Genomic DNA, 24,024 nt, shown 5'->3' on the forward strand with positions numbered 1-24,024 from the left:
CCCTTGTTTCGGAAAAAGTACTGAATGCCTAGCCCAATAAGCCTAGTAACCGGCATACCCAGGTCAGGCACGACACTGGCGTGTAAGTTACTCAATGGCGTTGACAATGTCATTGCGCTTCACGAGCCCCTAGACCCCCAAAAGCTTGCGGCCAGTCAGGGTAAAGAGGTGATACCGGAAATTAAGTCAAACATCGCGCATATATACCGTAGCCTTCTTGCAGGTAAAGATATCGAACATGGCGATAGCGCAAACCTTGTACTTGATAACCCGGTGTCTCAATCGTCTTCTAACGACACGCCAATTAGAGCCACCCGCGCTAAGCGCGGGCTGCTTAGTATTCCTGCTATTACGCCAAACACCCACGTGTTTATTAAACAAAACGCCATGTTTGCCGCATTAGTAAATGAATTAAAAGCTGAATACCCGTTAGTGGCTATTGTACGTAACCCTATCGATGTTCTCACTTCATGGATGACAGTGAATTTACCGGTGAACCGAGGCCGTATTCCTGGGGGTGAAAAGTTTTGCCCTCCATTAAGCGAAACCCTTAACGGTATTAATGACGTTGTTGCTAGACAAGTTACTATCTACCACTGGTTTTTAAGCCAATTTATCGCAAGTGGTGTGCCGATACTAAAATACGAAGATATTATTGCCACTAAGGGACTCGCATTGTTTAAAGCGTGTCAGGTAAACGGCACGCCAGATAATGCCCTTTTCCCACGGCATGCCTATCGCCCTGAATTAACAGCGCCGTTAACCTGGGTAGCAGAGCATTTAAATTACGCCTTATTAGCCCCTTATTATTCTACGCATGATATTGCACATTCCCTTGCGCAAACCACAGCAAACGGTAGTCCCAATTAGGCGAATATGCTAGGCTTGTGCCTTTGTGAAAAAATACCGAAGTGAACAAGGAACACGTGTGAAGAAGGTAAAATCACTTGTTAAAAAGCTGCTTGGAAGAAATCATACAGCACCGTATACCATTGATTTAGTTCAACGGACTTCCACTGGCTTTTGTATCATTGGTTGGTACTTTACCAATGATGTTTCCAGTTTAAATATTAAAGCTAAAAACGGCACATCTGTTGATACCACCCTGCTAAAAATTAGCCGCGATGACGTTTTCGCAGTCACCAATAAAAAAGCTGCTGGTTTTGAACTTCACGTTCACACGTCTGACAGTACCGACCAATTCTATTTAATTTTTGAAACATCAAATGGTAGCAAGCAAGTCACTATTCCGTCCCCCAACGGAGCAATTGACGAACCCGATGTTAAATCGAAAATTGAATCAACAACATTAAACCGAAGTGACGTTAAAGCGGCGTGTGAATATGCTATTGAAACACCCACGCACTTTTTCGTTGGTGGCTGGGTATTGGATGAAAAGGAAGCGAAATCCTTTTACCTAGTAGATAGAAGAAACAAAACGCTTGCCACGTTTGAAGACGGCATTCGCATTCAACGCAAAGATATTATCGAGACGTTTGGCGAGTCGTCTGCGTCAAGAGGTGCAGGACTAAACTATTTGTTCAAAAAAGTAGAGGACTATTCCAGTGAGACTACAGGTCAACATATACGGCTTTGCTTTACATTAAATGGAAAGGATGTGACCGTACCGGTAGACACTATATACCCTGCTACACAAGACAGTGTAACTAATGCAAAACGATTATTGAATGCTTGGCAGCCTAGTGCCCCTTCTCATCTCAAAAAAGCAGACATGTTTTCACAGATACTTCGCGATGCTTTCCCTGCTACATTAACGGCTTCAGCGGTCCGTCATGACTTTAATAAACAGCCTTCGACACCAGTAGCAAGCCTCATCATTCCTTTATATGGCCGATACGATTTTATGCGTTATCAGCTTTCGCATTTCGGCCGTTACAAGCAAACGCACAATTGTGAAGTAATCTATGTCGTTGATGATCCCAGTATTGCCAATGAGGTAATGAAGCTTGCACGCGAAATGGAAATTGTGTCAACACAGCCATTTTCTGTCCTGCAACTGTCGCAAAACTTAGGTTTTGGCAAAGCGAATAATATAGGTGTGCAATATGCTAATGCCGAAATTATCGCACTGATTAACTCTGATATTTTACCAAAAACAACTGACTGGTTAGATAAGCTAATTGACACTGCGCGACAGCCTGACGCTGGAATTGTTGGTGCAAGACTTCTATTTGAAGATGAATCACTGCAGCATGATGGCATGGCCCCTATGACGGTTAATGAATACCCTGGGCTGCTATTTAATGATCACCCGAAAAAGGGATGGCCAAAATCGTTAGCGCCCTTTGAAAGTGCCGTTGAACCTTGCCCACTTATCACCGCTGCGTGTTGGGTTATGCAAAAATCACTTTACCAGCAGTTAAACGGGTTTGATCCAGAATATGTGCTGGGTGATTTTGAAGATTCAGATTTGTGCTTACGAATGCTGGAACTAGGCAGGACGAACTATATTCGAAGAGATGTTGAGCTATATCACTTGGAACGCCAATCTCAAAATTTAGTTCCTCCAGGGCGATGGAAGCACAACATCACTATTTTAAATGCCGTGTATTTCAATAAAAAGTGGAAGACAACATTAGAGCATATGGAAAAGGTTAACGCATAAAATGAAAAAGGTAGTGTTTATTTCCCATGGTCACCCCGAGTTAAGTAAAGGTGGTGCTGAGGTTGCCTCTTGGAATTTATATCAACATTTAAAACAGAATGGATACGACTGTTTATACATTGCAAGAGCAGATGGTGCATCACACGGCGGATCAACATTTTCGAAACGTGGTGAAGAGGTCCTTTTTCACACTGCGATGTCAGATTGGTTCAATCTGAGCACCAGCAATTTAAAACCATTGTTTAGCGACTTGTCAGAGCTGTTAAGACAATTTTCCCCCGACATAGTGCATATTCATCATTATGCCCATATGGGTATAGAAATATTCCCAGCCGTAAAGCGCGCAGTACCTGATGCAAAAGTAATTTTCACCATCCATGAGTTTATGGCTATGTGCATGCACAATGGGCAAATGGTAAAACGCGAATCACTGAAGCTGTGTGAAAAAGCAACCGAGACAGATTGTAGTAAATGTTTTCCGTCTCACTCTCCTGGCGATTTTCTACTTAGAAAGAGCTATATACTTGATCAATTAAACTATGTTGACGAGTTTATCTCTCCTAGCCTATTCCTCGCAAAACGTTATATGGATTGGGGTGTTCCGGCAGAAAAGATGCATGTTATTGAGAACGTATTACCTGATTTAACGCCAGTGCCACCCAGACAACTTCGCGAGGGTGAAAAACGCACGAAATTCGCATTTTTTGGGCAAGTTAACCCGTACAAAGGGCTAGACATACTGCTGCAGGCGTTATTATTACTACCTGAAGAAATAAAAGCGCGCGTTACGCTCGATATTCATGGTGCAAATTTAGATATTCAAACCAGCGATTTCAAAGAAAAAGTAGAAAGATTACTCGAGAGAGCTGGCAGTATGGTTGAACTGCGCGGGCCGTATGAATCAGAACACTTAAGAAACCGCATTGCCGATTGTGACTGGGTTGTTATACCGTCGATATGGTGGGAAAACTCGCCCGTTGTTATCCAAGAAGCCATTCACTTTGGCCGTCCATTAATTGGCTCAAATATTGGTGGAATGAAAGAGAAAATCGAAAATAAAGCAGGTCTTACGTTTGAAGCGCGAAGTGCAAGTGCACTGGCAAATACTATGATGAAAGCAATAGAGCCAGAAGTTTTCGACCATTGGCATAATCAACTCACTGCTGATCAGCAAGCTAAAACAGAGCACCTTTCGATGTTAAAGGGTCTGTTTAGCGAATACAGTGCAACAGGTAGTTAGGAAAGAAGATGAAAATTGGTGTTATAACCAACTTAGTAAAAATAGACGAATTCGTTGCGAAAGAGATGGCGACAGCCGATACTGATGGCTGGATGCGTGCAACAGGTGGAAATACAGGCAACGTAGCGTTTGTACAAGGTATTAAAAATATACTTGGTGATACCTTTGGCGTAGTGAATTGGGGCGACAACCCCGAAGCAGTCAACAAACATTACGACATGTTAGTCATTTGTTGTGCAAACCAAATTGGCGCGCATGTAGATCTTGCTGGCTGGGCAGACAGGTTACATCATTTTGACTTACCTACCGTATTTATTGGGCTGGGAGCGCAAAGCGATGAGATTGGTAATATTCCAGAAATTCCGGATGGAAGTAAGAAATTTTTGGCGTTGACCAAGTCATTGCGAGCTGATCCTAATTCGCCAAATATTATTACAAGAGGTAATTTTAGTAGTGAAGTCGTTGCTAGTTTTGGCGTCGATTCATCTCCTTTTGGCTGTCCTTCTCAGTTTATATCCACGCAACTAAACCTTGGCTCGAAGTGTTTAGCTCACCAGCAACGCACTAAATATGATCGCATCATGACAGCCGCTGGAAATCCATGGCATGCATCAGCCACATTAGAAAATACACTCACGGAAATCGTAGAGAAGTATCGTGGTGATTATGTACTTCAGCACCCCAAAGCCCTCATTCAGTTGGCATTAGGTGAAGCAAACTCCTTGCAAATGAATCACGTTTCTCGTCTCGAAAAAGTGTATTCTCGAATTGGCGACTGGGAGCACATAAAGGCATGGTTCGAAAGCTTCTCTGTATTTTTCGCTGATGCCCAAAACTGGATGCATTACTCTAAACACTTCACGTTAGCTATAGGTCCACGATATCACGGCGTTGCGCTACCGATTCAAGCGGGTGTGCCAGGCAAAGTCATCAGTATCGACTCTCGAACAGAGGAATTATCAGTTACCACAGGCATTCCTACGGTTCGCTATAAAGAGGTCGAACATATGGGCGCAGACGAGTTAGTCGACTTTTGTCGGTGGAACAAAAATGATGCGTCTAATTACGATGCGGTACGTAAAGAAAACGCCATTCGCTACAACGGTTTCCTCTCTTTAAATGGTATACCCGTGAATGAACGCATCACTGCGCTAGCGCAAAATTAACCTTTCGCGGAGAGGTCGCTGTCTGCGACCTTTCTCTTGATTAATAGAGATACTATATCCTATGACTGCGCCTTCTCCTTTTATTCTCGTTTCAGGTTTTCATCGCAGCGGCACATCACTCGTAGCTAAAACGCTAAACTACAATGGCGTAAATATGGGCGATAACCTAATGGGGGCAAGCTTTGCCAATAGAGAAGGTCATTATGAGGATATTCCCCTTGTAGAAATTCACGATGCCATGTTGGCAGCTTGTGGAACGAATTGGCAAGAACACGAAAGGGCGTCGCTAACACCACCCAAATTTTTACAAGAAAAACTGCGGCTTTATGTCAATAATCGCACACTAGATACATCAAAAACGATAGGGGCAAAAGATCCTCGCGCTCTGCTATTTCAAGATACCTGGCTATCGCTCACTACACCTATTAAATCACTCTTTGTTTTTAGAAGCTGGCAATATTCCGTATCGTCAATATTGAAACGACACAGCAGAGAGCTGTTACAAACGTCAAGTGGAATGCACACTCGCCCTAACGACATTGTGTTTTGGCGTAAACCAGACACTGCAGCTAGCATGTGGATAGCGTCAGCCAAATCTATCTTATCCTGGTATGCCAAATGCCCAGATAGTACGCTTATTTTCCCTCTGTCGGCGATAATTGACGGGGACAAAAAATTACCTGAAATGCTAAAAAGTATAGGGCTAGAAGGTAAGTTACTAGACGCATCCTATATTGTAAAAAAAGAACTACTGCATTCACACGTACCGCATTCTATGTTGGATATGATCTCAGCGCCTATTCGACAAGAATGTGATGAGCTTTGCCACCAGCTTTATCACGCTTTTTCTTTCACTCCACGCGAGAATATTTCATTTATCAAGCCCACATTTAAGCTTCCCGTGAGTTATAAGCTTGATCAACAAAATCATAATGACGATCGCGAAAAAGTAGAAAGAGCCAAGAAGCTTCACATCGATTTTTCAAAATTTGCGGCTGACGAAGTATTAGAGGTAGTTGGTAATCTTGTGGCCGAACAAAGTGACTTTAGCTGGGAAGCGTTGTTTAAGAGAAACGATTTAACCGCCAAACACTACGATGGTATTTTTAATAGCGCGCTAAAGCTAAACAAACAGTTAGAAGCCGAACTTGCGATTAGAAGAGCGCTCGATCTACAACCTGCTTCGTGGCGATGGATGCACTTAGGCGACCTGAGTAAAAAAAGAGGTGATTTGGATGATGCTGAAAAGTGTTACACCAGCGCCCGAGATCGGACACCTGAAAACGCGACATTTTACGCCAGACTGGCAGAGGTTGAGGTAGAGCGTAATAACTTAGACGGTGCGGCTAAGCTCATATTACAAGCAAAAGCGTTGGACAGTACAAAACCAGCTATTGCCAATGCAGAGGCAAAATTAGCACAAGTGGCCAAAGCGACATGTAGTACAAATGATGCTGTGGCCGCGAAAAATCATTACAAAGTCATGCCTATCGTCAATCACTATACTAATGTAGTGGACGCCATGACCCAAAGTAGCACTTATGGTCAAGCACTTGACCGCTATATGGTGAAATCAGCTTTTGTGTTAAGGGATAATCAAGATTGGCTAACAAAGGGGATTAACTTAATACCATCAAAGGCACAAGAATCTTTAGTCGATTATATTTCGTTGCACGCTGATAAATACTGGTCATCCGAAGTATTGCGTACCGAATTTTCTCCGCGCCCTATGGGTGATCAACAGGCTCAAGATGTAACAATTAAATCGCTCAACCCCGCGCTTTCAAAAGGAGCGTTAAAAATAGGCGTGCATATCCATGTATACTACTTAGAATTACTACCTGAAATATATAGCTTTTTACAAAACATCCCGACAAAGTTCACGACTATTGTCACCTGCCCTTTTGAAATAGAAACAAATGTTAATCAGCTACTTAAAAATCAACCCTTTACTAAGGTCATTGGTGTTGAAAACCGAGGACGAGATATTGCTCCATGGTTAATGGTTGGCGCTAAGCAACTTCGCGATTGCGATGTGGTACTTAAGTTACACACCAAATCTACACCTCATGCAAGCTTACTGTCGGGCTGGAGACTTCAATTACTGTGGAGCTTGCTGGATAATGATGAATCGGTATCACGCATATTGGCTAAATTTCAACAGGATCCCAAAATTGGGTTAACCTTACCCGAATTCCACCCACATATACTCCCCCACCTAAATTGGGGAAAAAACACGTTGCTTATTCAACAGATTGCCGAAACGTTTACTATTGAAATTGATACGTCGACCAACATTTCCCCCTTTCCGGCTGGTTCAATGTTTTGGTATAAGCCCAACGCCTTGGCCAAGCTTATCGATCACAAATGGGAATTACACGATTTCCCAATCGAAAATGGCCAAATCGACGGCACGATTATGCATGCAATAGAACGCGCTCTACCCTACTTTTGTGGTCAAGAGTATCAATGTACCTATACCAGCCTCGCCCCCTATAAGTGATGGCTTAGCTCGACATTTTCAGCCCCCTTTAGTATTATTGCAGTTTTGTGACTATTCACTAAATTGTTTATGACAATTTGCATCAGGAAATCGGGTGAATAATGGAATATGCTGTTTCTCAAGCAGGAACGTTTGGAGGTGCTTTGAGCGATTTGTATCAACCCTTTACCGATTCTCGCTTATCTTCTTCTTATATCTTTGAGCACTCTTCTTTTTTTGTCAGCACGAAAGCGGCAGATAGTAATGACATCATCTTTGCTATATCAGGCATGGTGAAAAACACTACTTTTGTGGATTTTAGTCTGGTGACTGAGCATGGCGAAATTGCGCACGAACGCGTTCAACTATCCACAGATGGGGATGTAGTGAATGCTTTTATTAAAGTTCCGCTTTCAACACTTGAAGCGCTGGAACCAGAAGCTATCACGTTGTTTTCAGAAAGCGAAAACGGTAAAGAAAAACTTCTTAATGTTTCAAAGTTTTTACTAATTAACTTTTTTAAAAACGCTCTTAGATTACGTGAACTCATGCCAAGTCGAGGCTATTTTGGTGGACTCAATCACAGCCCTCTGCTGATTAATATTAACGAGAAAGTTAAAACGCTTTTTCTAAGAATTGATAACACTAGTGCCTATCTAAATTATACGAGCTTAAAACTGTACAACCATGGAGGAACGGCACTGGATAACAGGTTTATCGAAAAAGTGCACGCAAGTTCTAACGTATCAGCTACCGATTTACGCCAAGTACTGGCTACTGGTGGAGGTTTTCACTCAAGAAGGGAAGACTGCCCTCATTTAACCATAACGTTTACAGAGCCCGTATATATTGGTCAGCTAGAGATCCTCAATAGAAGAGACAAGTGGGGTTCAAGAATTCATAATCTTGCCGTGTCTGTGATGTTGCGAAGCAACGAGATTTTGCCGGTTTACACCATGCAGTGCTCTTACAGTGTCGAAAAAGATTATGTTGTTTTAGAGCAACTTCATTCCCAGTTACTGGCAAGTCCAGCGCCTTATCCAAAACGCAAAACCCTTCTGGCCGCAATAGTTAGCGATTTGGAATCAAAACTTAACCAACTTGAGGATAAGCATTTTTCGATACCCCTCCAGGTATTAAGTAGTTGGGACGAGAGTTATCGAATTTCTGATACGACTACCCATCAGAGTGAACTGAGCTTGCTCGCTCTGTATGTCTTTCATAAGACAAAACAGTCTTTATCACTTTCGTTAAATAGCTTCTCAAGACTTTTAGCAAATACAAGCGATATAGAGCAACTTGAAAGAAACATCAACCAATATAGAGACACCTGTTCGCTACAACCCATAAAATTGACGAAGCACGGTGCGGCGCGACAAGGCATGTTGGTCAGCAATACAGAATCAGTATTGTTAGCCCTTGATGAAGTAATGAGTGACTTAAGCGAAGCAGGATTCAAGCCGTGCTTAGCTTACGGCACGCTGCTTGGTGCCAAAAGAGAGAATAAATTCATCTCACATGACGATGACGTCGATATTCTTGTTGAACTATCTATCAGTGACACTAATGAATCGCAAGTTCAGTCTCTGATGGAAAATGTCAAAGCTAGTCTAGATGAAAAAAAATATAGGGTTAGTAAAGGCAGCAAAACAACCAAAACATACAACATTCATTGTTTTCATAAAAAAACAAATATCATGATAGATATTTTTCCCTATTGGTTTAATAAGGAAGAAGCTTATCTACACATGGAAAAGATGATGATTCGCGCAATGCCTAAAGCCATTTTAGCCGAAAGAGACGAACTTCAACTTTATGAAAAATCTTACCCGGTACCTAAAGACACGATTGGCTTCTTGACAGAACGCTATGGCGAAAACTGGTCTAAGCCTGATAGGTACCACGAATGGCCATGGCCAGTTAATGTAGATACTTTGGATAGCCCACAATGAAGACGATAATCACCTATGGTACTTTCGACCTTTTTCACGTAGGTCATGTAAGACTGCTCCAGCGACTAAAGCGTTTAGGCGATAGACTCGTAATTGGCTTGTCCACCGACGAGTTTAACACTCAGAAAGGCAAAACTGTTGTTATCCCCTATGCAGACCGCAAAGAAGTGCTCTTGTCCTGTAAATATGTAGATGATGTCTTTCCGGAGGAAAACTGGGAACAGAAACGTCAGGATATACAAAGAGAAAATGCAGACATTTTTGCAATTGGCGACGACTGGATTGGGAAATTTGATGATCTGAACGACATCGTCGATGTTTTGTATCTTCCGAGAACACAGGATATTTCGACCACAGATATAAAAGCGGTAATGAGTCAGATAGAAGAAGATAAAAAGAAAGAAATTAAAAACCTCTTTAGTCATCTTTCATCACTTGTGACAAAATTATAGCAAGTTAATACACCCGCGCGCTGAAGTGCATTGAATAATCACTCAGCGTGCTATGTTGGTTGTTGGCGCACTCCTATCTTGACCTAACACTTTTCCTTTATCCTCTTATAACTGACACAAAACCGTCATTCGTCATACATAAATACTTCATCTTTCTAAAATATGCTCAATACAGGCTTCAATAGCTTGTTCACGTCGATATATTGATACATATACAAAAAGCCTTGTTGTCTTAAGTAATCGTCGTTTTAGAACAATCTGTTTGACTCAACTACATCTATTAACCGGAGGTTAGTTTGGTGACCCAGTGCGTCATAATTCGATGTAAATCTGTGGGAAGTGATGAGCAAACGCTTTACAGTACACTGCAAACTGCGTTTCCAGATAATGACATTTATTTCTCCTGTGACTCTGACTTCGAAAACACCCAACGAGTGCTATCACTAAAAAGATTTATTAAACAGGAAGGTTTGGACGTCGAAGTCCCTACCTTAGGATGGCGGTGTGGTGACCATAACCTTTACTCTGTTTATAACCTCAATAAAGACTATGACTTTTACTGGTTAATTGAACCAGACGTCTTTATTCAAAAACAATCTCTTGAAAGACTGCTAGAAGAAGCAAGTAGCACGCACAGTGATTTATTGCTGCATGGATTATCTAAACAAACCCCGTCATGGAGCTGGTATACGCGATACCAAATACTATACCCCGAGCACACGATTTTTGGCGGATTGTTTTCATTAATAAGGCTATCTAATTCAGCGCTATCATTTCTATTTGATGAACGGAAAAAGCTGGCAAAAAAATGGAAAAGCGGCTCGTTTGAGCCCGCTAACTACCCGAATGACGAAGTTTTTGTCTGTTCAATGTTAATGAACAATCAGTTTTCATGTAGTGAATTACAAATAACCCAAAATGGTTACTTTAATCTGATTAGAAAGCACATTACCAATATTCCAAAAGACCTTATCGTTCATCCCATTTATTCAGATTATGCTCGAATAATTGAGAAAGAACGCTTCGATTTACTTGCGACGAAAAAAGTAGGCGCTGGAGCACTTGCAACGCGCATCGCGAAACTTTTAGAGCAAAACAATTACGATAAAGTTTTGTTAGAAAATTTGTTAGATGTAGTAATAACTAATAATTAGTACGATATTAATAAGAGAGAAAAGTAGTGAAACAACTTGGTGTATTTTGGTGGAATGATAAGATAAATTTCGGTGATATACTCTCGAGAGATCTTCTCAATGCCTATGGTTTTAGTGTTTCACACACCCGTCTTGCTCAATTAAATTCACAATCAGTCTGCTCTATTGGCAGTATTTTGAATTGGGTTCCCTCCAATTTCAGTGGTGTCATCCTAGGCAGTGGAATAATGCGCCCTGTAGAAAAGACTTTTCCTCAAGCAAGAATTTGGGGAGTGAGAGGTGAAATGACACGGCAAGTCATTGGTGCGGATAAAGATATTGTACTAGGCGATCCCGGCCTTTTGGCAGCCAAGCTAATTAATAGAAATGAAGATAAACAGTATGTATTAGGCCTTATACCTCACTTTGAGCACAAAAATGCCACTTTAATACAAAGCCTTATAAATAAATATCCTCACGATATACTTCTAATTGATGTAGAAAGAGAGCCCTCAGAGGTACTCACTGACATTTCAAAATGCAGTTGCATATCGTCTTCGTCATTGCACGGAATTATTGTAGCCGATTCGCTCGGAATCCCTGCAGGGTGGTTTAGGCTTGATACAATAGCTGGAGGTGGTCAGTTCAAGTATAAGGATTACGGTACTGCAATTGATGATGAACTTGTACCTCTAAAGTTAAGCGAAGAAACAACGTTATCGGAACTTGTTGTACACTGTAGATCTACTCCGAAAAAAGTAGACGAGGTTAAATTTGAGCTGGACGCTCTTTTTAAACGTATTCCCTTTGAGCTGTGAAAGTTAAGTTGCTCTATCAAGGAAAAACACCTGACAACATGTGTATATCACTTAATTTATTGTTGGATGAACTTGCCTACTACACTATTAACTAAGCTTTGTTCTCTGGCATAAAGTGCATTGGGAACAATTAACTGAGTGCTAATAAAATTTATGTAAAACAGCACTATAAAACGAAACAATTACCTATAAACTTTAAATAAAAGGCGTAAATATAATCGCATTAACATAGGCAAATGATATTGGTTTGAAGACTTAAATACCTCTTTTTTCTCAACAGAAATATTAGGTAATCCAAGAAAGTTAAATATACGCAATAAACAAGTATCATGATTTTCTGACAGTCGCTTTTGTTGCTCTATATACACATTTTGACGTGGCACCACATTGTATAAATAGGATAATTGCTTATTATAGCGCCCGCGAATTAAATAAGATTGATCCCGATACTTACTTTCGAAAGGGGCAAAGGGTAATTCAGGGTAAAAACCTTTCATTCTATGATGTTCAAGTAAAAACGCTTTTGCAGGGGAGCAGGGTTCAAGGCCTCTGGACTTTGTCATTGCGTAATGGGAAAGTGCTCGCTCTATAGGGTTTCTTAGCATAACAATGTATTTTGCATCAGGACACGATGATGACGCGGCTGTGATAAACGCAGGATGTAACATTGTTATAGGAGTAGCATCTAATATATATCGCTCTCCTTTATAATGCTTCAACTTACTTTCGTATTTTTGCTCAGCAAAGCGCTGTTTATCGAGAGCATTGTGATATGCGGGATCATCGAAAACATGGGCCTCTTTGCCGTCGACAAGATAAATGTCTGGATGCTGTGAAAGGAAGCTTGCCAATGCTGTTGTGCCTGCCTTTTGAACACCCGGTATAAATAAATTGGGTAAAGGGTATGAACTCACTATACTGTATTTTTTTATGCTAACTAGACATAGTCTATGGTAAGTTTTCCAAAATGTAACCTCCTACAGCCGTTTACTGCTTAATATTATGAATAAAAAAAAGATTTCATTTCTAAGACACTATCACGGTTACACGGGCGGCCATCAGAAAGTAAGAGATTACCTCGCACATTTCATTAATTTAGATTGGACTCCTACCCTTTTTTTAAGCAATAAAGCAAAAACGAATACTAATCTATTTTCTGATTTAGACAACGTGGTATATGAGCAAAAATACCAGCCTGAAGCAGCAGATGTGGCATTTTTGGCTGGGATGGATTGGCAGTACTATTTACCAAAACGCCAGCCGAACCAACCTGTTATTAATTTAATTCAGCATGTTCGCCATGCTGATCCCTCAGAACAGTTGTTTAAATTCTTACAAGAACCAGCTATACGGTTGTGTGTTTCCCAAGCAGTTACAGATGCTATTTCACCCTATGCAAATGGCCCGTGCCATACTATTAGAATGGGTCATCGCTTTCCTTCAATACAATCCCCAATAAAAAGAGAAATTTATATCCTTGCCAGCAAACAGCCAGAGCTTGGAAATGAATTGGCTAGTTGGGCAACAGAGCTTGGTTATCGCACCTTGTGCCACACTTCAACGCAGGAAAAGAAGGATGTCATGATGTCGATGGCCTCTTCGAGGCTAACTGTAGCGTTACCACATAAAACCGAGGGCTTTTTCCTACCAGGTATCGAAGCTATGTATTACAGTAAAATGGCCGTAGTACCTGAATGCGTTGCAAATAAAGAGTACTACAGTCGATTTGCTAATATTGTAATGCCTAAATATACAAAACAAGACATTCAACTTGCGATAAAAAGCGCGTTAAACCAGCCACTTTCAATGACTAAAATGCGCTCATATATGGGTAAAAGAATCGCCAAATCCTATTCATTGGAAAATGAACGAAAAGAGCTAAAACAACACCTTTCATATTACTTTTAGGCAAGAGTAAAGCTCATCTTAAGGTCTCTGTAAACGTGCTAGGCTCACGAGTTTAAAAAGCCATTTTTGATACCACGAAAAGTTAAAATGGCGCAGCAAATCGTCGGTTGTTTCATCAGCACTCTGACTAATTTCTTGGTACAAGCTACGTGCTAAAGTTGGTGCGAATTTCATCATTGTATCGATAATGCATGATAAATCTTTATTGATCTCAGCTTCGCTACACATTGGCGGTTTTTTGTAGTGATCTATTAAAGAAACCATCGACTTGTAGTCTAGTGACTGATCAGTTTCTGTTAATTGTTCCACCTGAGATTTTAGCTTGCACTGTATATCGTTAAATTCCGATGGAGAAACAAAGGAAAATGCACCGATATTTTCACTGTAGCCTTGCAAAAACATATCTAATTCACGGCGTAACTTTTCACTAGCAAAGGTATTGCACTTCAGCATAAGAACTATAGCACCAGGACTATATTGCGTATTCACTTTTTTGGCATTGACTGGAACTGGCACTTTTGTTCTGATTGCGTGGGCGAAGTCACTCAACAAGCTTCCATTGATAAACTGCTTTTCATCATAAAAACGATAAGTAATCTGGCACTCAAATTCTTTAGCCAGAGAGTTCACGATAAGTAGATTGCTAAACCCTATATTAGAGGAAATGCTAAAAGGAACTGTGCGATTATGGCGCTTTACCTCTTGGTGAAAAGATGACTCTGCAACCCCCAGAGGATGACGAATATAAAAAATATATTCTGCTTTTTGAAATCGAGAGAACAACCAAATCAGATAATAAAAAAAGTGTTCGGATGAAAGTAAAAGCGTATCACAATGAGTGGCATTAAATCGTGAAATAAGCGATTGTGCCTTGTTATCGTCAAAATAAGCTCGCTTATTTTCTGTGTCGAAAGTCACTAGCTGTTCAAAGTTACCTGAGCTGACGCCATTTGCATCTGCAGTATGCTCTGGATATAGCTTCCCTTCAGATAACAGAGCCTCTCGATTACTATGAAGCCAAGACTGAATGGCAGACGTTCCCGTTTTAGGAGGACCTAAATGAATGGTAAGCTTTTTATCGAACTTCAGGCTTATTTCATGGTGTTTAGTATAATCCAACCACCTTTTATCGAACGTTGCTTTAGCCGCGTTGTAAATTTCATAGTCTTTGTTGTAGAGAAGTTTTATTTCGTCAAACTCCTCAGAAGAGATCATGGCGTTTTTTGTTTGCTGACTAGTAACATTATAGGGAAGTCGGTATAGCTGTGTACTAAGCCAGTCAGCTGCCATAAGCGCACTTTTATATAAATGCTCCTGTAAACCTATAAAACTAATTGAAGAAATATTTACTTCACTAAACAATCGACTATAAAAATTAACGCGTGTTTTCTCAGTATAAAAATCACGAAAGCTAGAATATTTATGAGGATTACTTGCCTTAGCAGAATTAAAAGCTTGTAACAATCGCTGAGCGGGTTCAGATAGCATAATGCCTAACTCAGAGCACGTTTCTTCTGAGCGTGGCAAAAATTTGAACCCAACGTGAGAAACCATTTCAATAGCATCGCACTCCGAGTAGTTTTCTATTATATACTGGAGTTTACCTGCATCTGAATTAGGTATGTTTAAAAGAACTCTTTTATTACTGCTCACTATATGGCTCAGAGTTAATAGTTGTGAAGATACATCGTGATGATGCAAAGTGATTCAATTACTTATTTTACTATGCAGTTATATATAATTGAATCAAATTGACTACCCAACGAGTTACTTGCTTATACTTCGACCAACGCGTTATTTATATCCTCTAGCTCTGAACAAGTAAGCATTATAAATCTAAACAACTGAAGCCTGAGTTAATTCTTAAGCCTCACTATGCTATATCAGCCTTATAACCAATTCTAAAACCACCCCAGTGCTTTTTATTTATGTAAATGGGTGCGGATAGATCGTGCATAATCTCCCCAGTATCTCTTTTATATGTCTGTAATAAAAAGCGAGAGGTATTACTTCCACAACGACTACCCGTCGGGTCATTAAAAATACGTTTGGTGCGATTATTAGCTAAATCCGCTTCGTAGTTACCTGTCAGTGGCTGGCTAAATTTTAAGTTGTGAGTAGGGAAATAACCGTTTTTATCTACTGCACCGGCATAAATTATAAACTCATTGTTTTTGAGGATTGGCTCTTGAATGTCTGGTAAACACTTATCAGTAAAAGTATCAAATGCAGTACTATGCTTAGGTGGATTAGTATTTGCTATTGGCTTATAAGTGAAGTCAAATAGCGCAGATTCTGTTATTTCACCTCGTTCAATAGCACGAGTAAAGGCTTCGCCAATCTTTTTCGCTGTATTAATAGCGATGTCTCGTACGTAACTATTTCTATCGTCAACATCTAAACTTTCCAACAGGCGGAACACATCTTCTGTCTGCTCGCTCAGTGAATATGCCTGACTAGACACATCTTTCAAATCATTTTCTAGTTTTGATGTTGTACTGTGCAGTTGCAGTACGTTGGTACTAATACCAGCGCTGTGTTCTGTATATTTTTCTACCATTAACTCCATTTCATTCATCGCTTCTCTCGCTTGTGTAGACAGCGTACTAGAATGTGTTATGGCATTTTCACTTTCTTTCAACAGGGAGTTCATTTCATCACTTGAGGACAATACTGCTTCCATCGTCGATACTGCTTCTTGACTACTGCTATTCATTTCCTGCAGTAAACTCTCAATTCCTGACGTAGCATCAGTGGTTTTTTTTGCAAGTTCCCGCACTTCATCAGCAACCACAGCAAAGCCCCGCCCCTGATCACCTGCTCGTGCAGCTTCAATTGCCGCATTCAACGCAAGCATATTCGTTTGGTCTGCCAGTTGATTGATGGTACTTGTAATATTACTTATACCTTCAGCGCGTGTTTTGAGAATGGCAAGGGCATTAGAAGAGGCATTTATCTTGTCGACGAGTAACTTTTGCTGTTTAAGTACTTCTTTGACTGACTGGCTCCCTGTTTGCGTTTTTTCATCTGACTCATTCATTGCTACAGTTGCACTTTTCGCAAGACTATCTAGTTGCTCACTACTACTTTCAAGTTGCTGTAAGCGACCTGACATTTCACCGATATTCTCAACCTGTTCGTTGAACGCTTTTGAAAGTTGGTCTAGAAAAAAGGAAATTGAAGCACCACCAATAGCGATAAAGCTAGAAGCTTTACTTATATTGTTAGCAGAGCTGCTTAAGTCACTCTGTTTAGGAATAACCGTCTGTTCTTTATTTGTGTCCTTATCTTTAGACATCATTAAAAGGTAGGTAGAGATTGCGACAACTAAAAACGTACAGCCACTCACCACTAAGGGATTTGATACGAGGTGATCAGTAGCGCCTACTACTAGGGCACTTATAATCGCGACAACTATATACTTCAGCATCATTTTTTCATTCACATTCTATTAACACATAGAGAATGTAGTGTGCTTTTGCTGATTTTTCTATACGTCAATGGTAGTAATATTAGTGAATTAGAAAGTTCATACGTTTAATTCATAAAATTATAATGCTGATTTGTATTTTGTAACCGCAGAGATTATTTAATATTTTCGAAAGAAAGTGTTTTTACAAGGCAATTATTCGGGTACTAATTCATTGGTATGTAGAACCATCCAACCATTTATATAAATATTACGGGGCCGTCTTGCATCGTAAATTGCTCCATTTGAAACCAATTCATTTACCTGAACTCTATTAAGGACCAAGTTATCTACTCGATAATAATTGCGTAGTAATAACGCCTTATCAAATTTTGCGTGCTGACCCGGTGATACTTGTGTTGTATGAGCAATATTCCCAACTTTAAATGTAAAAATATCGCCATCAATGTCCAATACTTTCATTGGAACATAGCGAAAACGAGCGTCAGAAGATGGGTCAATAGCCCTATAATCTATATAGAAGAAGTCATTTTTCTTTGGATTAGTTAGGACGCGTTCCTTCTCATTACTTTCTATAAAAGCATTCGTTATGAAAAATAATGCTATTAGCAAAAAGAAAACGACTTCTATATGCTGCTTTACCACTGTAGAGATCGGGGCTAGCTGAAAATTTCCACGAAAATAAATGGGTTTATTGTTAAATGGCAAGGCTGACATACTAACTTCCTAACAGTTAAGTGTTGCTACACCATACCGTTTAATTTTTGTGTCGTCTCGTTGTGTATGTATATTTATTAAGCGCATTAAGCAAAAATCCAAATTTTCGCTGAGTCTTTGTTTTAGTATTAGGAACTGGCAGCCTGAAAGGCCAGCCCGACCTGCTCTCACTGGGTTTGGACGCACACTGCGTAAGGAACGCTGCACCGAAGGTGTATGACGAATGCCCATTGGCATTCGGTAAGTGACGAACGATCGAGCTCTGCGAGAGTCCCTTGTCCGGATGGATGGGAATCCCCTTCGGGCCTTCGGGAAGGTTGACCGCGATTGTAGCACTATCGTGCAAAATCATGACGTCTTTTTTCATGACTTTTGCGCAAGGAGGACGCACAGTGCGCTCAGTTGTATGCCACAACGTATATACTTTCTGCGTTGCTAGAAACAAAAAACCCAGCTTTCGCTGGGTTCTTTGTTTTAGAATTGGGACCTGGCAGTGTCCTACTCTCACATGGGGAAACCCCACACTACCATCGGCGCTAATACGTTTCACTTCTGAGTTCGGAATGGAGTCAGGTGGTACCGTATCGCTATGGCTGCCAGGAAAAACTGGTAACAATCTAGAAAACTGGATATCAATTCAATCAGTGAGTAACTACTTTTCACTCTACTTAAACATATAGCTTGTCGTTACAACGCTCTCAAGCATACTTACCTCAACCTTGCTCTGCTTTAGCGAGTAAGAAAATTATCAGTAAAACCACGTTTTACGTTTAAATAATTTTCTACGCCCACTTGCGCAGCAAGTGCTTGTAGGTAAAAAGCTTCTTGGGTGTTGTATGGTTAAGCCTCTCGGGCAATTAGTACAGGTTAGCTTAACGCCTTACAACGCTTCCACACCCTGCCTATCAACGTCATCGTCTATAACAACCCTTCCAGACCTTAAAGGTCAGGGATGACTCATCTTTGGGCCGGCTTCCCGCTTAGATGCTTTCAGCGGTTATCCGTTCCGAACATAGCTACCGGGCAATGCCATTGGCATGACAACCCGAACACCAGCGGTTCGTCCACTCCGGTCCTCTCGTACTAGGAGCAGCTCCCATCAATCATCCAACGCCCACACCAGATAGGGACCGAACTGTCTCACGACGTTCTAAACCCAGCTCGCGTACCACTTTAAATGGCGAACAGCCATACCCTTGGGACCGACTTCAGCCCCAGGATGTGATGAGCCGACATCGAGGTGCCAAACACCGCCGTCGATATGAACTCTTGGGCGGTATCAGCCTGTTATCCCCGGAGTACCTTTTATCCGTTGAGCGATGGCCCTTCCATACAGAACCACCGGATCACTATGACCTACTTTCGTACCTGCTCGACGTGTCTGTCTCGCAGTTAAGCTAGCTTATGCCATTGCACTAACCTCACGATGTCCGACCGTGATTAGCTAACCTTCGTGCTCCTCCGTTACTATTTGGGAGGAGACCGCCCCAGTCAAACTACCCACCAGACACTGTCCACAATCCCGATAAGGGACCTATGTTAGAACATCAAACATACAAGGGTGGTATTTCAAGGACGGCTCCACATAATCTAGCGACCATGCTTCAAAGCCTCCCACCTATCCTACACATGTAGGTTCAATGTTCAGTGCCAAGCTGTAGTAAAGGTTCACGGGGTCTTTCCGTCTAGGTGCGGGTACACAGCATCTTCACTGCGATTTCAATTTCACTGAGTCTCGGGTGGAGACAGCGTGGCCATGGTTACACCATTCGTGCAGGTCGGAACTTACCCGACAAGGAATTTCGCTACCTTAGGACCGTTATAGTTACGGCCGCCGTTTACCGGGGCTTCGATCAAGAGCTTCGCTTACGCTAACCCCATCAATTAACCTTCCGGCACCGGGCAGGTGTCACACCCTATACGTCCTCTTACGAGTTTGCAGAGTGCTGTGTTTTTAATAAACAGTCCCAGCCACCTGGTCACTGCGGCCTCCATTTGCTTACCACGAGAAGTGTTCACAAACAGAGGCGTACCTTCTCCCGAAGTTACGGTACAATTTTGCCGAGTTCCTTCACCCGAGTTCTCTCAAGCGCCTTAGTATTCTCTACCTGACCACCTGTGTCGGTTTGGGGTACGGTTCATATAATCATAAGTTTAGAAGCTTTTCCTGGAAGCAGGGCATCAACAACTTCACCACCGTAGTGGCTCGTCTCGTGTCTCGACTTTGAAAAAAACCCGGATTTACCTAAGTTTTCAGCCTACACACTTTCACTTGGACAACCAACGCCAAGCTTGCCTAGCCTTCTCCGTCCCTCCATCACTGATTATATAAGTACGGGAATATTAACCCGTTTCCCATCGACTACGCATTTCTGCCTCGCCTTAGGGGCCGACTTACCCTGCCCTGATTAGCATGGGACAGGAAACCTTGGTCTTCCGGCGTGGGAGTTTTTCACTCCCATTATCGTTACTCATGTCAGCATTCGCACTTGTGATATGTCCAGCAAGCTTTACAACTCACCTTCATCCACTTACACAACGCTCCCCTACCCAGCATGTAAACATGCTGCCGCAGCTTCGGTATATTGCTTAGCCCCGTTACATCTTCCGCGCAGGCCGACTCGACTAGTGAGCTATTACGCTTTCTTTAAAGGGTGGCTGCTTCTAAGCCAACCTCCTAGCTGTCTGTGCCTTCCCACATCGTTTCCCACTTAGCAATATTTTGGGACCTTAGCTGGCGGTCTGGGTTGTTTCCCTCTCCACGACGGACGTTAGCACCCGCCGTGTGTCTCCCGGATAGTTCTCATTGGTATTCGGAGTTTGCAAAGGGTTGGTAAGTCGGGATGACCCCCTAGCCTTAACAGTGCTCTACCCCCAATGGAATTCGTCCGAGGCTCTACCTAAATAGATTTCGGGGAGAACCAGCTATCTCCCGGTTTGATTGGCCTTTCACCCCCAGCCACAAGTCATCCGCTAACTTTTCAACGTTAGTCGGTTCGGTCCTCCAGTTGATGTTACTCAACCTTCAACCTGCCCATGGCTAGATCACCGGGTTTCGGGTCTATACCTAGCAACTAAACGCGCAGTTAACACTCGCTTTCGCTACGGCTCCGTTATTCACTTAACCTTGCTACTAAATATAAGTCGCTGACCCATTATACAAAAGGTACGCAGTCACCCCATCACTAAATGTCCCGCTTGCCCTTGCGTTGCATCTTGTATCGTTTTTGACGCTTCCGTTTCTCACGTACTTTTATGTACGCTGCGAGACGGTTCGTAAAAAACGCACAACCTGCTTAGCAAGCGCTGCGCTACATCAGGTGAGCTTCTCACTGAGCGCCGAGGCACTTAGTGATGGGGCTCCCACTGCTTGTACGTATACGGTTTCAGGTTCTATTTCACTCCCCTCACAGGGGTTCTTTTCGCCTTTCCCTCACGGTACTGGTTCACTATCGGTCAGTTAGGAGTATTTAGCCTTGGAGGATGGTCCCCCCATATTCAGTCAAGATAACACGTGTCCCGACCTACTCGATTTCACTGTAAAGAACGCTTCGTGTACAGGGCTATCACCTTGTATCGCTCCTCTTCCCAAAGGATTCCACTACACTCTAAACAGCTTAAGGGCTGCTCCCCGTTCGCTCGCCGCTACTAGGGGAATCTCGGTTGATTTCTTTTCCTAAGGGTACTTAGATGTTTCAGTTCCCCTCGTTCGCCTCGTTACACTATGTATTCATGTAACGATACCTATAAATAGGTGGGTTTCCCCATTCGGACATCTGTGGTTCAAATGCATTTTGTCGGCTCACCACAGCTTTTCGCAGACTTACACGTCCTTCATCGCCTCTAACTGCCAAGGCATCCACCGTATACGCTTCGTCACTTAACCATACAACCCCAAACAGCCTTTTGACTTCTGCTCGAGTTACGCTGTATGAATGACAAGCTAATCGGAAGAATTGCCTTGCTATCAAATCATCGATTGATAACAAGCAATTCAGTCAAGTAGAGCAAAAAGTCATCTTTCGATTTCTCAGTTACTCAATTTTGATTGATTACTATTAATATCAGCTTTCCAAATTGTTAAAGAACATTAGTGTTTCTTAAAAACACTAATCAATGATTGCGATCATTAATTAGCATTCTATGCAAAAACATCTACACAGCACTTCTTTAGCGAGCAGTAAAAGCGTCAGCAAACTGTGCCGGTCACCGGTCACATTTTGCGGTTAAGCGCTTTTACGCGACACTCGCGAAGCGAGTCTTTAAATCATAAACAAAACAATCTGTGTAGGCACTGCATCAAGTGCGTCTTTCGACGTAATGGTAAGGAGGTGATCCAACCCCAGGTTCCCCTAGGGTTACCTTGTTACGACTTCACCCCAGTCATGAAACACAAAGTGGTAATCGTCCTCCCGAAGGTTAGACTAACTACTTCTTTTGCATCCCACTCCCATGGTGTGACGGGCGGTGTGTACAAGGCCCGGGAACGTATTCACCGCAGTATTCTGACCTGCGATTACTAGCGATTCCGACTTCATGGAGTCGAGTTGCAGACTCCAATCCGGACTACGACATTCTTTAAGGGGTCCGCTCCACATCACTGTCTCGCTTCCCTCTGTAAATGCCATTGTAGCACGTGTGTAGCCCTACACGTAAGGGCCATGATGACTTGACGTCGTCCCCACCTTCCTCCGGTTTGTCACCGGCAGTCTCCTTAGAGTGCCCAACCTAATGCTGGCAACTAAGGACAAGGGTTGCGCTCGTTGCGGGACTTAACCCAACATCTCACGACACGAGCTGACGACAGCCATGCAGCACCTGTGTCAGAGTTCCCGAAGGCACCAATCTATCTCTAGAAAGCTCTCTGCATGTCAAGTGTAGGTAAGGTTCTTCGCGTTGCATCGAATTAAACCACATGCTCCACCGCTTGTGCGGGCCCCCGTCAATTCATTTGAGTTTTAACCTTGCGGCCGTACTCCCCAGGCGGTCTACTTAGCGCGTTAGCTTCGCTACGCACGAATTAAATTCACACACAGCTAGTAGACAGCGTTTACGGTGTGGACTACCAGGGTATCTAATCCTGTTCGCTACCCACACTTTCGCACATGAGCGTCAGTCTTTGGCCAGGGAGTCGCCTTCGCCACTGATGTTCCTCCAGATATCTACGCATTTCACCGCTACACCTGGAATTCCACTCCCCTCTCCAAGACTCTAGTCTGCCAGTTCTAAATGACCATCCCAGGTTGAGCCCGGGGCTTTCACATCTAGCTTAACAAACCGCCTGCGTGCGCTTTACGCCCAGTAATTCCGATTAACGCTCGCACCCTCCGTATTACCGCGGCTGCTGGCACGGAGTTAGCCGGTGCTTCTTCTGTTGTTAACGTCACGGCTAGCAGGTATTAACTACTAACTTTTCCTCACAACTGAAAGTGCTTTACAACCCGAAGGCCTTCTTCACACACGCGGCATGGCTGCATCAGGGTTTCCCCCATTGTGCAATATTCCCCACTGCTGCCTCCCGTAGGAGTCTGGGCCGTGTCTCAGTCCCAGTGTGGCTGATCTTCCTCTCAGAACAGCTAGAGATCGTCGCCTTGGTGAGCCTTTACCTCACCAACTAGCTAATCTCACTTGGGCCTCTCTTTGCGCCGGAGCCGAAGCCCCGTTTGGTCCGAAGACATTATGCGGTATTAGCAGTCGTTTCCAACTGTTATCCCCCTCGCAAAGGCAAGTTCCCAAGCATTACTCACCCGTCCGCCACTCGTCATCTTCTAGCAAGCTAGAAATGTTACCGTTCGACTTGCATGTGTTAGGCCTGCCGCCAGCGTTCAATCTGAGCCATGATCAAACTCTTCAATTAAATATATCGAAATATGAATCGTCGTTGTGACACTCTTAACGAGTGCCCACACAGATTGTCTTGTCTAAATTTTTAAAGAACATTGCGACTTCGTCGCAATCTCACCAGAAGCCGCTGCTTCTTAGTGACTCACCCTGCTCGAGTGAGGTGCGCATTATACGCTGGAAGTTTTTGCTGTCAACACTTTTTGAAAAATTATTTTCTGAAGCGTTTCTTCTAAACTCCCGTCTTTACTGGCCTATA

14 protein-coding genes and 3 rRNA genes are annotated in these 24,024 nt (G+C 42.5%); 10 read left to right on the plus strand and 7 right to left on the minus strand.

Going from position 1 to position 24,024, the window contains the following annotated elements; translation table 11 throughout:
• Nucleotides 1–24: 24 nt before the first annotated feature.
• The 9 genes from ACMCM8_RS14025 (at nucleotide 25) to ACMCM8_RS14065 (ending at nucleotide 11,869) form a co-directional block, all read left to right on the plus strand.
• A complete protein-coding gene (locus ACMCM8_RS14025) occupies nucleotides 25–870 on the plus strand; it encodes a hypothetical protein (protein ID WP_412723225.1) in 846 nt (281 codons plus the stop codon).
• Between the two features lie 58 nt (nucleotides 871–928).
• The gene (locus ACMCM8_RS14030; RefSeq protein WP_412723226.1) at nucleotides 929–2,626 is read left to right on the plus strand and encodes a glycosyltransferase family 2 protein; all 1,698 of its coding nucleotides are present in this window, start codon (nucleotides 929–931) and stop codon (nucleotides 2,624–2,626) included.
• Between the two features lies 1 nt (nucleotide 2,627).
• Nucleotides 2,628–3,866 (plus strand): glycosyltransferase, encoded by a 1,239-nt coding sequence (locus ACMCM8_RS14035; RefSeq protein ID WP_412723227.1) that lies wholly within the window; start codon nucleotides 2,628–2,630, stop codon nucleotides 3,864–3,866.
• Nucleotides 3,867–3,874: 8 nt separating this feature from the next.
• Nucleotides 3,875–5,032, plus strand: coding sequence for a polysaccharide pyruvyl transferase family protein (locus tag ACMCM8_RS14040; RefSeq protein WP_412723228.1), 1,158 nt, complete (start codon nucleotides 3,875–3,877; stop codon nucleotides 5,030–5,032).
• A gap of 61 nt (nucleotides 5,033–5,093) precedes the next feature.
• On the plus strand, nucleotides 5,094–7,535 hold the full coding sequence (locus ACMCM8_RS14045) for a rhamnan synthesis F family protein (protein WP_412723229.1): 2,442 nt from the start codon (nucleotides 5,094–5,096) through the stop codon (nucleotides 7,533–7,535).
• Between the two features lie 101 nt (nucleotides 7,536–7,636).
• Nucleotides 7,637–9,466, plus strand: coding sequence for a LicD family protein (locus ACMCM8_RS14050; protein WP_412723230.1), 1,830 nt, complete (start codon nucleotides 7,637–7,639; stop codon nucleotides 9,464–9,466).
• Nucleotides 9,463–9,918 carry an adenylyltransferase/cytidyltransferase family protein gene (locus ACMCM8_RS14055; RefSeq protein WP_412723231.1) on the plus strand — a complete coding sequence of 152 codons (456 nt, stop codon included), beginning with the start codon at nucleotides 9,463–9,465 and terminating at the stop codon, nucleotides 9,916–9,918. Before ACMCM8_RS14050 ends, ACMCM8_RS14055 begins: the two co-directional genes overlap by 4 nt.
• A gap of 299 nt (nucleotides 9,919–10,217) precedes the next feature.
• Nucleotides 10,218–11,072, plus strand: coding sequence for a hypothetical protein (locus tag ACMCM8_RS14060; protein WP_412723232.1), 855 nt, complete (start codon nucleotides 10,218–10,220; stop codon nucleotides 11,070–11,072).
• 26 nt (nucleotides 11,073–11,098) lie between these two features.
• Nucleotides 11,099–11,869: a polysaccharide pyruvyl transferase family protein gene (locus ACMCM8_RS14065; RefSeq protein ID WP_412723233.1), complete on the plus strand. Its 771-nt coding sequence runs from the start codon at nucleotides 11,099–11,101 to the stop codon at nucleotides 11,867–11,869.
• Between the two features lie 182 nt (nucleotides 11,870–12,051).
• On the opposite strand, the gene ACMCM8_RS14070 is transcribed toward ACMCM8_RS14065, so the two are convergent.
• Nucleotides 12,052–12,783, minus strand: coding sequence for a sulfotransferase family protein (locus ACMCM8_RS14070; RefSeq protein WP_412723234.1), 732 nt, complete (start codon nucleotides 12,781–12,783; stop codon nucleotides 12,052–12,054).
• 88 nt (nucleotides 12,784–12,871) lie between these two features.
• On the opposite strand from ACMCM8_RS14070, the gene ACMCM8_RS14075 reads away from it, so the two are divergent.
• Nucleotides 12,872–13,777 carry a glycosyltransferase gene (locus ACMCM8_RS14075; protein WP_412723235.1) on the plus strand — a complete coding sequence of 302 codons (906 nt, stop codon included), beginning with the start codon at nucleotides 12,872–12,874 and terminating at the stop codon, nucleotides 13,775–13,777.
• 18 nt (nucleotides 13,778–13,795) lie between these two features.
• On the opposite strand, the gene ACMCM8_RS14080 is transcribed toward ACMCM8_RS14075, so the two are convergent.
• The 6 genes from ACMCM8_RS14080 to ACMCM8_RS14105 form a co-directional block, all read right to left on the minus strand.
• Nucleotides 13,796–15,430 (minus strand): hypothetical protein, encoded by a 1,635-nt coding sequence (locus ACMCM8_RS14080; RefSeq protein WP_412723236.1) that lies wholly within the window; start codon nucleotides 15,428–15,430, stop codon nucleotides 13,796–13,798.
• Between the two features lie 220 nt (nucleotides 15,431–15,650).
• Nucleotides 15,651–17,210, minus strand: a complete 1,560-nt coding sequence (locus ACMCM8_RS14085; RefSeq protein ID WP_412723237.1) for a methyl-accepting chemotaxis protein — start codon at nucleotides 17,208–17,210, stop codon at nucleotides 15,651–15,653.
• Nucleotides 17,211–17,402: 192 nt separating this feature from the next.
• Nucleotides 17,403–17,924, minus strand: coding sequence for a hypothetical protein (locus tag ACMCM8_RS14090; RefSeq protein WP_412723238.1), 522 nt, complete (start codon nucleotides 17,922–17,924; stop codon nucleotides 17,403–17,405).
• A gap of 485 nt (nucleotides 17,925–18,409) precedes the next feature.
• Nucleotides 18,410–18,525 (minus strand): 5S ribosomal RNA (gene rrf, locus ACMCM8_RS14095).
• 235 nt (nucleotides 18,526–18,760) lie between these two features.
• Nucleotides 18,761–21,810: ribosomal RNA gene (locus tag ACMCM8_RS14100) — 23S ribosomal RNA — on the minus strand.
• 438 nt (nucleotides 21,811–22,248) lie between these two features.
• Nucleotides 22,249–23,781 (minus strand): 16S ribosomal RNA (locus tag ACMCM8_RS14105).
• The 16S, 23S and 5S rRNA genes sit together here, the layout of an rRNA operon.
• Nucleotides 23,782–24,024 lie beyond the last annotated feature (243 nt).

This window comes from Alteromonas sp. D210916BOD_24, assembly GCF_047159385.1.
In the GTDB taxonomy this organism is placed as follows: Bacteria; Pseudomonadota; Gammaproteobacteria; order Enterobacterales; family Alteromonadaceae; genus Alteromonas.

Coding starts and splice junctions, on each gene's coding strand:
- ACMCM8_RS14090 (WP_412723238.1), bottom strand. CDS start 17,924: ATGTCAGCCTTGCCATTTAACAATAAACCCATTTATTTTCGTGGAAAT.
- ACMCM8_RS14045 (WP_412723229.1), top strand. CDS start 5,094: ATGACTGCGCCTTCTCCTTTTATTCTCGTTTCAGGTTTTCATCGCAGC.
- ACMCM8_RS14075 (WP_412723235.1), top strand. CDS start 12,872: ATGAATAAAAAAAAGATTTCATTTCTAAGACACTATCACGGTTACACG.
- ACMCM8_RS14040 (WP_412723228.1), top strand. CDS start 3,875: ATGAAAATTGGTGTTATAACCAACTTAGTAAAAATAGACGAATTCGTT.
- ACMCM8_RS14035 (WP_412723227.1), top strand. CDS start 2,628: ATGAAAAAGGTAGTGTTTATTTCCCATGGTCACCCCGAGTTAAGTAAA.
- ACMCM8_RS14050 (WP_412723230.1), top strand. CDS start 7,637: ATGGAATATGCTGTTTCTCAAGCAGGAACGTTTGGAGGTGCTTTGAGC.
- ACMCM8_RS14085 (WP_412723237.1), bottom strand. CDS start 17,210: ATGATGCTGAAGTATATAGTTGTCGCGATTATAAGTGCCCTAGTAGTA.
- ACMCM8_RS14055 (WP_412723231.1), top strand. CDS start 9,463: ATGAAGACGATAATCACCTATGGTACTTTCGACCTTTTTCACGTAGGT.
- ACMCM8_RS14025 (WP_412723225.1), top strand. CDS start 25: ATGCCTAGCCCAATAAGCCTAGTAACCGGCATACCCAGGTCAGGCACG.